The 12,090-nt window shown below is 74.8% G+C and carries 6 protein-coding genes; 4 read left to right on the top strand and 2 right to left on the bottom strand.

Annotation, left to right across the window (positions count from 1 at the left end):
- The first annotated feature begins 41 nt into the window (after nt 1-41).
- Genes AB0J76_RS39600 through AB0J76_RS39585 form a run of 4 tightly spaced genes read left to right on the top strand, consistent with a single transcriptional unit; the run spans nt 42 to nt 5,313 of the window.
- Nucleotides 42-1,175, top strand: a complete 1,134-nt coding sequence (locus AB0J76_RS39600; protein WP_352319304.1) for a siderophore biosynthesis protein — start codon at nt 42-44, stop codon at nt 1,173-1,175.
- Nucleotides 1,172-2,635: an IucA/IucC family protein gene (locus tag AB0J76_RS39595; RefSeq protein ID WP_352319303.1), complete on the top strand. Its 1,464-nt coding sequence runs from the start codon at nt 1,172-1,174 to the stop codon at nt 2,633-2,635. The genes AB0J76_RS39600 and AB0J76_RS39595 overlap by 4 nt, the downstream gene beginning before the upstream one ends.
- Entirely contained in the window at nt 2,636-4,204 is a 1,569-nt protein-coding gene (locus AB0J76_RS39590) for an IucA/IucC family protein (RefSeq protein WP_352319301.1), read from the top strand.
- Entirely contained in the window at nt 4,201-5,313 is a 1,113-nt protein-coding gene (locus tag AB0J76_RS39585; protein WP_352319299.1) for a type III PLP-dependent enzyme, read from the top strand. Before AB0J76_RS39590 ends, AB0J76_RS39585 begins: the two co-directional genes overlap by 4 nt.
- On the opposite strand, the gene AB0J76_RS39580 is transcribed toward AB0J76_RS39585, so the two are convergent.
- Nucleotides 5,302-8,562 (bottom strand): ATP-dependent DNA helicase, encoded by a 3,261-nt coding sequence (locus AB0J76_RS39580; protein WP_352319297.1) that lies wholly within the window; start codon nt 8,560-8,562, stop codon nt 5,302-5,304. The genes AB0J76_RS39585 and AB0J76_RS39580 overlap by 12 nt on opposite strands.
- Nucleotides 8,556-11,792, bottom strand: coding sequence for an ATP-dependent DNA helicase (locus AB0J76_RS39575; RefSeq protein WP_352319296.1), 3,237 nt, complete (start codon nt 11,790-11,792; stop codon nt 8,556-8,558). The genes AB0J76_RS39580 and AB0J76_RS39575 overlap by 7 nt, the downstream gene beginning before the upstream one ends.
- Nucleotides 11,793-12,090: the final 298 nt, after the last annotated feature.

Below are 12,090 nucleotides of genomic sequence, written 5' to 3'. Positions count from 1 at the left end.
TTAGGTTAGCCTTACCTGATCCTTTCGGGGGTGCCTTCGCGTTGCGGCTCTACCTGACCGCGCTCAAGCCGACGGACTCGGTGACGTACGGCTTCCTGCCCGCGGCGCGGGCCCTCGGGTGCGAGGTCACCGTCCTGACCGACCGGCCGGAGCGGCATCCCGGCTCGGTGCGTTGCGACGTACGCGACCCGCGCGCCCTGATCGACGCGATCGAGCACCTGGGCCGGCCCGACGCGATCTTCTCCAACTCCGACCACCTCCAGGCGGAGACCGCCCTCGCGGCGTCGTACTTCGGACTTCCCGGCAAGGACTGGCGGGCCTGTCTGGCCGCCAAGAACAAGTTCCTGATGCGACGCGGGCTCGCGGCGGCCGGCGTCGAGACGGTGCGTTCGCTGCGGCTCGCGCCCGCCGATCCGGTGCCCGAGCGACTGCCCCGGCCCGTGGTGCTGAAACCCCGCGAGGGGGTGGCCAGCGAGGACGTCGTGCTGGTCGAGGACGACCTTCCCCGGGCCGTGGCCGCGGCCAGGCGGCGGCGTCCGGGCGAGACGCTGGTCGTGGAGGAGTACCTCGAAGGGCCGCTGCGGACCCTGGAGACCCTCGGGGACGGCGCCGCGACGCGGGTGCTGGGCGGCTTCGCGACCACGCTGGGCCCGCTGCCGCACTTCGTGGAGGAGCGGCTCGACTGGGCGCCCGCCGCCGACGCCCACGTGCTGGCCGCGCTGCGCGCCCTCGGGGCGGGCTTCGGCGCCTGCCACACCGAGTACGTCCTGACGCCCGACGGCCCGCGGATCGTCGAGGTGAACTACCGGGCGATCGGCGACCACTGCGACTTCCTGCTGGCCGACGTGCTGGGCGTGCCGCTGTTCGAGTGGATCCTGCGCACCCATCTCGGGGAGCCGGCGCCCGAGCCGCCGCCGGCGTCCCGGCACGGCTGCGCGGTCAGCGTGGTCGCCGACCGGCCGGGCGTCGTCAAGGACGGGCCGCCGGAAGAGGACGTCGAGGACGGCGGCGTACGGCTGTGGCACCGGCCGCTGCGGGCCGTCGGGGACGTCATAGAGCTGACCCATACGAACCGGGACTACCTGGGCGTCATCCGGGCCGTGGGACCGGACCGGGCCCGCGTGGACGCCGCCGTCGAGCGGTACCGGGCGGCCCGGCCGTGGGTGGTCGGGTGAGGTCGCGGGAGGCGTACCTGGCCGCCCGGGTGCTGGACACGCTGGTCCGCGAGGACTACGGCGGGCTGGCCGCCCGGCTCGACCGGACCAGGTCCGGGGCCGGGCTGCTGCTGGCCGACGGGCGGTGGGTCCGGATGGTCCCCGGTTCGCCGTTCCAGGACTTCGTGGTGGCGCCGGACGAGCGGCTGGGCCTGGAGCAGGTGCTGGAGACGCTCGTGGAGGTGTCCGACGCGGCCGACGCCGAAGGGGTGGCGGCCTTCTTCGACGAGTGCCTGACCGCCCTGTCCGCGCTGGAGCTGCACGACGCGCACGCCGAGGAGGTGCTGCGGCGCGGGCCGTCGTACGAGTCGCTGGCGGCCTTCGCCGACCATCCTCTCTACCCCACCTCGCGGGCCAGGATCGGCGCCTCGGACCGCGACCTGCTGGCGTACGCGCCGGAGTTCGCGCCCTCGTTCGCGCTGCGGTGGGCGCTCGTCCCGCACGCGGCCACGGAGCTTCCCGCGGACGTGCCGCGGCCGGCGGGCCACGGCGTGCTGTTCCCGGTGCACCCGATGGCCGTGGGCGAGGTGCGGAAGATCGACGGGGTCCGGGTGCTGGACGAGGAGGCGGTCACCGTACGGCCCACCCTGTCCATGCGGACCGTCGAGGTGGGGCCGCGTACGCACCTCAAGCTGCCGCTGCCGGTGAGCACGCTCGGCGTGCGCAACCGGCGCTCTATCAGGGCGGGCACCCTGGAGGACGGCGCGCGGGCCGAGCTGCTGCTGCGCCGGCTCGCCGATCCCGGCGTGCTGCTGGCCGACGAGCAGACCTACGCGCACGCGGGCCACGAGTACCTGGCGTGGATGGTCCGGCGGCTGCCGGCGGGCCGGATCGTCCCGGTCGCGGCGCTGGCGGCGCCCGGGGTGCTGGACGGCCTCGGCCCGGACGTGCTGCCCCGCTACCTGCGCCTGCTGCTGCGCTGGAACGTGCGGCTGTTCGTCCGGTACGGCGTCGCGCTGGAGGCCCACCAGCAGAACCTGGCCCTCGTCCTGCGGGACGGCGACCTGCGGCTGCTGGTCAAGGACAACGACGGCCTGCTGGCCTCGCCGTCGCGGCTGGCGGCCGCCGGGATCGACGTGCCGGCCTTCTCCGACGGGCGCATGCTCACCGACGACCCGCACGCGCTGGCCGACGTGTTCGTCACGATCACGCTGCACCTGGCCGCCGCGGCGGTGGCGTTCGCCGTGCTGCCGCCGGCGCGGGCGGCGGCCCTGGTGCGCGGCACGCTGGCCGAGGCGCTCGACGAGCACGGCGACCACCCCATGGCCCGGCTGCTGCGCGCCAGGACGCTCGACGCGGCCAGGCTCACCGGCAAGTCCATGGTCACCGCCGGGACGCTCGTGGCCAAGGAACGGTCCGGGGCGCGGGACGTGAACAAGTTCTACGGCATCACCGGGCCCAACTACCTGAGGAGAGCGTGAATGAACGTCCTGGCCATCGGGGCGCCGGCCGAGGAGGCGACGCTGGCGGCCCTGCTGCGGTGCTGCGTGCGCGAGGTGGCCGGGCCCAGGGGGCTGGTCTGGCCGGCGCCGCCGTACGTGCTGCTGCGGGTGGCCGGGACGCTGCTGCGCGCCCGTACGCACGGCGGGGCCGCGCTGCGCCTCGACGGGCCACCGGAACGCCTGGAGGGCGGCTCCTGGCAGCCGCTGACGGTCGCCGAGCTGGTCCGGCTGGCCGAAACCGACCTGGCCGACCGGCCGGACGAGCCCGCGCCCCCAGGCAGGGGAGCGGCGCACCTCGACGTCGAGCCCAACGGCGAGTTCGCCGGCCAGGTGGCCGCCAGCAGGGACGCCATCGCGGCGATCCTGGCGGCCAGGGCGCGGGCCGAGCCGCCCGCCGACCCCTGGCTGGCCTCGGAGCAGGCGCTCGTGTACGGGCACCCGTTCCACCCCACCCCCAAAGCCCGCGACGGCGCCGACTGGCTGCGCTACGCCCCCGAGGCCCATGCCGCCTTCCCGCTGCGGCTGCTCGCGGTACGCGACGACGCGCTGGCCGAGGAGGGCGACCTGACGGCCCTGGACGCGCTCGGCCCGGCGCCCGCCGGACACCGGCTGCTGCCCGCCCATCCGTGGCAGCTCGCCCTGCTGCGTCCCGCTCTCGGCGCCGAGCTGGCTGATCTCGGGCCGGGGCCGCTCGCGGTGCCGACCTCGTCGGTGCGGACCGTGTACGTGCCGGACGCCGAGGTGTGCCTGAAGTTCTCCCTGGACGTGCGGATCACGAACTGCGTGCGCAAGAACGCCTGGTACGAGCTGGCCGGGGCGGTCGAGCTCACCTCCCGGCTGGCCCCGCTGATCGCCGAGGTCGCGGCCCGGCACCCGGCCGTCCGCTGGCTGCCCGAACCGGGCTACCGCACGGCACTCGGGCAGCGCGAGGGCCTGGGCGTGATCGTCCGGGCGAGCCCGTGGACGGCCTGCGACCCCGGCGTCACCCCGGTCCTCGCCGCCGCCCTCGCCCTGGACGCCGCCCCGGCCGACCCTCTGGCCTGGTGGACGGCGTACGTGTCGGCGGTCGCGCTGCCGGTCGTGGACCTGTACGTCAGCCACGGCGTCGTCCTGGAACCCCACCTGCAGAACGTGCTCGTCGGCCTGGACGCCGCCGGCCGGCCCGTCCAGGCGATCTTCCGCGACCTGGAGGGCGTCAAGCTCGTCGCGGGCCGCCACGACCTGGGCGGGCTGCACCCGGCCGTGGCCGCCGCGCTCACCCACGACCCGGCGCGCGGCTGGGCCCGCGTCGTCTACTGTCTGTTCGTCAACCACCTCACCGAGATCGCCGCCACCCTGGCGGGCCCCGACGACGAGCTGCTGCGCGCGTTGTGGCGGGCCGCCCGCGACCTGCTCGCCCGCCAGGCCGCCGAGCTCGGGCAGCCGCTCCCGCTGCGCGACCTGCTGGCCGGGGCGCCGCTGCCCGCCAAGGCGAACCTGCGCGTGCGGTGGGCCAGGGCGGCCGACCGCGACGCCGGTTACGTCCCGATCGCGAACCCGCTCGCATGAGCGGCGTCCAGAAGCGCGAACCGGCCCCCGCGCTGGAGCGCGAGCCCGCGAACCGGGTGCTGGAGGCCGCCGCGCGGCTGCCGGCCTTGCCCGCCTACCTCTACGACCTGCCCGCGCTCGACGAGCACGCCGCGTCGGTGCGCGCGGCGCTGGGCGAGGTCGAGCTGTACTACGCGGTCAAGGCCAACCCCGACGCCGAGCTGCTGCGGGTGCTGGCCCGGCACGTGGACGGGTTCGAGGTGTCGTCGGCGGGCGAGCACGCGCACGTCTCCGCGCTGTTCCCGGGCGCGCGGCTGGCGCTCGGCGGGCCCGGCAAGACCGACGCCGAGCTGCGCCTGCCGCACCATCGCCTGCACGTGGAGTCGCCGTACGAGCTGCGCCGCCTGCTCGCGACCGGGCTGGAGGCGGACGTGCTGCTGCGGGCCAACCCGGACCTGCCGGTCGAGGGGGCCGCGCTCACGATGGACGGCCCCTTCGGCATGGACGAGGCGGGGCTGGCCGAGTGCCTGCCGCTGTTCACCCGCCGCGTACGGCTGCGCGGCCTGCACGCCCACCTGGCCAGCGGCCTGGACGCCGCCCAGCTGCTCCGGCTGGCGGGGGCCCTGCTGAGGACAGGGCACCGGGAGGTCAACCTGGGCGGGGGCATGGCGGTGTCGTACACGTCGGGCGAACGCTTCGACTGGGCGGCCTACGGCACCGGCCTGGCCGCGCTGCGGGGCGGGCGGCGGCTGCGGGTCGAGCCGGGCAGGTCGCTCACCGCCTACTGCGGCCACTACGTCACCGAGGTCGTGGACGTGAAGCGGGTGCGCGGCCGGGCGTACGCGATCGTCCTGGGCGGGACGCACCACCTGCGCACGCCGGTGGCCAAGGGCCACGACCAGCCGTTCACGGTCCTGCCCACCGGCGGCGGGCCAGGGGTCGCCGGGGAGCCCGTGACGTTCACGGGCCAGCTGTGCACCCCCAAGGACGTCTTCGCCCGGAACGTGGTGACCTCGGTGCGGGCAGGGGACCGGGTGGTGTTCGGCATGGCCGGCGCCTACGCCTGGAACATCTCCCACCACGACTTCCTCATGCACCCCCGCCCCGCCTTCCACCACCTAGGACTCTGACGCCGGCACCGCCTCGACGAGCGCGACCAGCCCGTCGGCGTCGAGCAGGTTGACCGGCCGCACGGTCTTGTTGGCCCGGACGTAGTGGAAGGCCGCGCTCACCTTCTCCAGCGGCACCCCGGCCAGATGGGACCAGGCCAGCCGGTACGCGGCGAGCTGCACCGAGGCCGTGCGGGCCGCCTTCCCCCTGGGCGGGACGCCGGTCTTCCAGTCGACCACCTCGTAGCCGCCGTCGGGCAGCTCGAAGACGGCGTCCATCCGCCCGCGCACGAGCCGGTCGGTGATCATGGTCTCGAACGGCACCTCCAGGTCGACCGGCCGCCGGTCGGCCCACTCGCTCTCCTCGAACCGCTCCTGCAGCTCGGCCAGCCGCACGTCGGCCTCCTCCAGCTCCTCCAGCGGGTCGAGGTCGAAGTCGTCGATCAGCCGCTGCTGGTCCCACCGGCTCTCCAGCCACTTGTGGAACGACGTGCCCCGGCGGGCCAGCGGCGCGGGCTTGCGCGGCACCGGACGGCGGATCCTGCGGGCCAGCTCGGCCGGGTCGGTGGCCAGCGTGACCAGCGACGATACGGTCAGCTTGGCCGGCAGCTCGACGACGGTCGCCGGTCTGCGCCGGTTCAGCTCGCGCTCGCGCAGCAGCAGGTCGGTGTCGCGCTCCCAGGCGCGCAGGCGCTCCTCCTCGAACGGGCGCAGCGGCTCGTCGTCCTCGTCGGCCAGGTTGCCGGCCAGGGCGTCCTCGACCAGCCGGGCGCCGTCGAGCACCGACTCGTAGCGCAGGCCCTCGGGGGTGACCGGCCAGACGGCCTCGGCCGGCTCGGCGAGCAGCGGGTTCGTCGCGCCCTCGGCGAGGTCGCCGGCCCAGTAGGACACCCGGTCGGCCGTGTCGCGGATCTCCAGCAGGAACTCCGACGGCTCCAGCGGCTTGGTGGCGCTGCCCCAGCGGTAGCCGGAGGCGATGAGGTGGTAGTGGGCCCGGGTGACGGCGACGTACGCCAGCCGCCGCTCCTCCATCAGGTCGCGCTCCCGGCACTGCTCGTCGAAGGCGGCCAGCTCCTCCTTGCTCAGCCCGCCCAGCCGGGGCAGGTCGGCGGCGTCGCCGCGCAGCGGGTAGGGCAGCTTGCGCGGATTGTCGGTCCAGCGGCTGTTCATCACCGGCGTGGCCGGGAACACGCTGCCCGTGGCGATCGTGCCCTTCGAGCTGAGCAGCTGCGACAGGCCGGGCACGACCACGATCGGCCACTCCAGCCCCTTGGAGGCGTGGACGGTCATCAGCTTGACGCTGTTGCTCTCGCCGACCCGGCCCGCCTCCAGCCCGAACTCCTCGCTCTCGGCGGCCTGGAGGTAGGCCAGGAACGCGCCCAGCGTCGGGTCCTCGGCGTCGCCGGCGAACCTGGCGGCCGCGTCGATGAAGGCGTCGAGGTCGGCCCGCGCGGCGAACGCGCCGGCCGTGCCGCTGCGGGCGGCCACCTCGATGTCCAGGCCGAGCCGGCGTTCGATCTCGGTGACCAGGTCGGGCAGCGGCTGGGCGGTGTGGCCGCGCAGGCTGCGCAGCTCCTGGGCGAGCGCGACCAGCCGGGTGCGGGCCAGCGGCGAGAACGACTCCAGCCACTCGGGCCGGTCGGGCAGCTCGTCGAGCGCGTCGACCAGGCTGCCGCGCTCCTCGGCCAGGTCGGCGACCACCTGGTCGAGCGGGTCGTCGGCGCGGTGGCTCTCGCTCAGCTCGCGGGCCAGCTCCCTGGCGTGCTCCCCCAGCACCCGCAGGTCGGCCGGCCCGACCCGCCAGCGCGGCCCGGCCAGCAGCCTGGCCAGCGCGTCGCCGGCGGTGGCGTCGTAGAGCACGCGCAGGGTCGCCACGATGTCGCTGACCTCGGGCACGGTCAGCAGGCCGCCCAGCCCGACCACCTCGACCGGGATGTCGCGGTCCTCCAGCGCCTTGCGCAGTGCGGGGAACTGGGAGCGTTTGCGGGCCAGGATCGCGACGTCCTGGGGCTGGACGGCGAGCGTCTTCTTGCGTTCCTTCTCGCCCCAGGGCAGGCCGTCGGGGGCGGTCTCCTGGCCGAGGATCCTGGCCACGCCGTCGGCGATCCACTTCGCCTCGTCCTCGGCGGTCTCGTGGAAGGCGCAGGTGACGCGGCCCCGGTCGACCCGGTTGGGCCCCGGCACCAGCACGGGCACCTCGCGGGCCTCCATGCGCAGCGGGAGCTGGACGCGGGCGGCGACGTCGAGCACCCGGTCGCCGTTGCGGAAGCTGACGCTGAGCTGGCGGACCGGCGCCTCCTCGCCGGCGCGGGTGCGGAAGTCGCGGGGGAAGCGGCGCAGGTTGCCCGCCGAGGCGCCGCGCCAGCCGTAGATGGACTGGCAGGGGTCGCCGACGGCGGTGACCGGATGGCCGCCGCCGTAGAGCGAGCGCAGCAGGACGAGCTGGGCGTGGCTGGTGTCCTGGTATTCGTCGAGCAGGACCACGGAGTAGCGGGACCGTTCGATCTCGCCCACTTCCTTGTGGTTGGCGGCGATCCGGGCGGCCAGCGACATCTGGTCGCCGTAGTCGATGACCTCGCGGCGGCGCTTGAGCCGTTCGTACGCCTCCACCAGCGGCAGCAGCTGCTCCCTGGCCGCGTGCACGCCGACCGGCTTGCGCTGCGCCACGGTCGTGCGGCCGGGCAGCGCGGCCAGCCGGGCCTCCAGCCACTCCCCCACCCGCCGTACGTCGGCGGGCGCGCGCAGGTGCTCCGACAGCTCGCCGGCGAGTTCCAGCAGGGCGGCGGTGACCGAGGGCGGGCCCAGCTCGATCTTGTCCATCGGCCCGTCGTACAGGGCCACCACGCGCGAGGCGAGCTGCCACGACACCGCCGGGGTGACCAGGCGCATGGTGGGTTCGAGCGCCTCGCGCAGGGCGTGGTCGGTGACCAGGCGGGCGGCGTAGGCGTGGTAGGTGGAGACGGTCGGCTCGTTGTCGAGCGCGCCGGGCGCGACCAGGCCCGCCTCGGCGAGCCCGGCCAGGCGCTCCCTGACCCGGACGGCCAGCTCGGCCGCGGCCTTGCGGGTGAACGTCAGCCCCAGCACGTTCTCCGGTTTGACCAGGCCGTTGGCCACCAGCCAGACCACCCGCCCGGCCATCGTCTCGCTCTTGCCCGAGCCCGCGCCCGCCATGACGACCATCGGTTCGAGCGGCGCCTCGATGACCGCGGCCTGCTCGCTCGTCGGCGGCAGGATGCCGAGCTTGTCGGCCAGTTCGACCGGGTTCAGCACACCTGGCCCCCGTTGTCGTTGACCGGGCAGCTCGCCCGCGCCGCGCACGTGCGGCAGCCGTCGTTCACCTTGGCCTGGAAGAACGGGCCCGACATGCCCGTGGCGACGGTGTCGACCAGGTCGGCGGCCCAGCCGGGGTTCTTGTCGTCGGCCAGCGCGCCCTGCCGCTGCTCGGTGGCGGCGTTCTTGCCGGCCGCCTTGCCGAGCTGGACCAGCGCGGCGCCGCCGGGCTCGGTCATGCCGTGCCGGGCGAACGCGCCGAGCAGCGCGGCGAGCTGGTAGACGCCGAGCTGCGGATGGCGGTCGAGCTCGCCCGCCCTGGGCTTGGAGCCGCCGGTCTTCAGGTCGATGATCACCGCGCGGCCGTCGTCGTCGCGCTCGACCCGGTCGACCCGGCCCTTGATCTGCACGCCCTCGGAGACCGTGGCGACGAACGACTCCTCGATGGCGACCAGCTCGCGCGGGTTGTCCTTCTGCCAGCGCAGGAACTTGCCGATCATCTGCTCGGCGACCTGGCGCTGCTTGCGGTTGTACCAGACGCCGCCGAAGTCGAGCTCGTTCCAGACCTGGTCGAGCCGGTCGCCCAGGGCGTCCTCGCCGGGCAGGTCGGTAGCGGCCAGCATGGCCAGCGCGTGGATGACGTTGCCGAGGCCCTGGGCGGTGCTGGTGCCCGCGGCTCCGACCGCCGTCTCCAGGAGCCAGCGCAGGCCGCACTTGGTGAAGCTCTCGACCGCGGACGGGGAGATGTTGACGATGTTGTCCGGCCAGCTCAGCGGGCGGTCGTCGGTGATGGGGGTGAGGGCGTACCAGTCGTTGGGGTGGGCGCCCTGGACCCCGGCGGCGGCCAGGCGGGCGAGCTGCCGCGCGGCGCGCTGCCGGACCTTGGCCGGTTTGGTGGGGTCGGTCACCGCGCTGCGGAGGTCGGCCACCAGCGCCGACATGGTCAGCCAGCGCGCCCGGTCGTCGACCGTGGCTGACTCGACCTCGCCTGGCATCAGCTCCGACAGGAACCGGGAGGGCCGCTCGTCGGTGTCCTCGCCGCCGACCGCCGTGACCACCAGCCGCCGCCTGGCCCGCGTGGCCGCGACGTAGAACAGCCGCCGCTCCTCGGCCAGCAGCTTGGAGGCCAGGGACGCGGCGCTCGGCTCGGCGCCCTCGACCACCTCCACCAGGTCGTCGGCGCCCAGCAACGACCCGCGCAGCCGCAGGTCGGGCCAGACCCCCTCCTGGACGCCCGCCACGACCACGATGTCCCATTCGAGGCCCTTGGAGCGGTGGGCCGTCAGCACCCGCACCGCGTCGCCGTCGGGCGCGCGGTCGGCCAGCGTGTCGCCCGGGATCTCCTGGGCGGCCAGGTTGTCGAGAAACACCTCGGGGCCCGCCTTGGGCATGCGGTCGACGAACTTGGCGGCGTGGTCGAACAGCGCCACCACCGCGTCGAGGTCGCGGTCGGCCTGCGCGCCGCGGGAGCCGCCGGACAGGCTCTGCTCGGTCCAGCGCCCGCCCAGGCCGCTGGCGTGCCACACGGCCCACAGGAGGTCTTCGGCGGTGCCCTCCTGCGCGGCGGCCTCGCGGGCGGCGGCGAGCAGCTTGGCGACGCGTTCGGCGGGGAGGGCGACGTGCGGCTCGACGCGGGTGAGCTCGCGGGCGTCCTGGATCGCCGCCACCAGCAGCTCGCCGGACGACCGCGCCCCGGCCTTCCCGGCGACCGGCTCCTCCTCCGCGACCGGGTCCTCCTCGGCGGCCGGCTTCTCCGCAAGGGGTTCCTCCGCGGCCGGCTTCTCCTCGGCGGCGGGCTCCTTCTCGGTGGCCGGCCTCTCCTCGGCCGCGAGCGCCTCGTTCTCGGCTATCTTGAGCGCCCGGCGCAGGCGGCGTACGCCGATCATGTCCGTGCCGCCGAGCGGGCCGGTCAGCAGCTCCTCGGCCACCCCCTCGTCGAGCTGCGCCGGATCGAGCGCCACCCGCAACATCGTGAGCAGCGGCCGCACGCCCGGCTCCTGGGCGATCGGCACCTCGTCACCGGCGATCATCGTCGGCACCCCGGCGTTGACCAGCGCCCGCCGCAGCAGCGGCACCTGGCGCTTGGCCGAGCGCACCAGCACCGCCATGCGGTGCCAGGGCACCCCCTCGATCAGGTGCGCCCGCCGCAGCGTGTCGGCGACGATCGCGGCCTCCTGGCTGGTGCTGTCGGCCAGCAGGACGCGCACGTCACCGGGCTCGGCGCCGGCCGCCGGGACCAGGTCGCGGTGGCCGTGCCGCTGGTCGTGGTCGGGGGCCGGGGCGATCGGCAGGCGGGCGGCGACCCGGCGCGAGGCCTCCAGCAGGTCGGCCCCGCTCCTGCGGCACACGCGCAGCGCCACCACCGGCGCCTCGCGCCCGTCGAGCGTCCTGAACCGCTCGGGGAACTTCATGATCCCCTGGACGTCGGCGCCCCGGAACCCGTAGATCGACTGGTCGGGGTCGCCCACCGCGACGAGGTCGCGCCCGTCGCCGGCGAGCTGGTCGAGCAGGTACTCCTGGGCCGGGTCGGTGTCCTGGTACTCGTCGACGAACACCACGTCGTGGGCGGCCCGCTCGCGCTCGCGCACCTCGGGCCTGGTCAGCAGCGCCGAGGCGGCCCCGATCAGCTCGGCGTAGTCGTAGGTCTCCTCGGGGTCGAGGTCGAACCGGTCCTGGTAGCGCTCGTAGAACCGGCCGGTGGCGATCCAGTCGCTCCTGCCGTGCAGCCGGCCGAGCGCGACCAGCCGCTCGCCGTCGAGGCCGCGCTCGGCGGCCCTGGACAGGAAGTCGCGCACCTCCTCGGCGAAGCCGCGGGTCTTGAGCGCCTCGCGCAGCGACGGCGGCCAGTCGAGCGCGCCGTTCTCCAGCTCGCCGTGGAGCAGCCGGCGGATCTCCAGAAGCTGCTCGGGGCCGGTCAGCAGGCGCGGCGGCGCCTTGCCCTCCAGCACGGACTCGCGGCGCAGGAGCGCGTAGGCGTAGGAGTGGAAGGTCAGCGCCAGGGGCGAGCGGGTGGTGCGCCGCAGCCGGCCGGTGACGCGCTGGCGCAGCTCCTCGGCGGCCTTGCGGCTGAAGGTGAGGATGAGCACCCGTTCGGGGTCGGCCCCGCGCCGTTCGATACGCTCGACCACGCTCTCGACGATCGTCGTCGTCTTGCCCGTGCCGGGCCCCGCGAGGACGAGGAGCGGGCCGCTCCGGTGCTCGACCACGGCACGCTGGTGTTCATCCAGCACAGGAGGCTCGACAGGGCCTCCGCTGCCACGCCGCACCAACCGCCAGGTCTGACCACTCACAGCACTAGATTCCACCAGACCACACGGACAGATCGTGCCGACTTGCCCGCTCTCCCGCGCGATCCGCCTACGGTATCGAGGCAAATATCCGAATATCGTGCGACACGCCGAGGCCATAGTTTCGCCCTGGGCGTCGCGCTGCCTGCGGCGATGCGACGATCCGCACGATTGCCCCACACACGCAGCGTTGTCTCTTGTAACGTTGGGTTGATACCCGCGCCTTCGCTAGGGGGTTGGT

Source organism: Nonomuraea sp. NPDC049624, from assembly GCF_040675255.1.
Lineage (GTDB): Bacteria > Actinomycetota > Actinomycetes > Streptosporangiales > Streptosporangiaceae > Nonomuraea.
This window is presented reverse-complemented; position numbering and strand designations above follow the sequence as displayed.

What these genes read in the sequence shown, in the direction of transcription:
- AB0J76_RS39590 (WP_352319301.1), top strand. Translation starts at nt 2,636, where the DNA reads ATGAACGTCCTGGCCATCGGGGCGCCGGCCGAGGAGGCGACGCTGGCG.
- AB0J76_RS39585 (WP_352319299.1), top strand. Translation starts at nt 4,201, where the DNA reads ATGAGCGGCGTCCAGAAGCGCGAACCGGCCCCCGCGCTGGAGCGCGAG.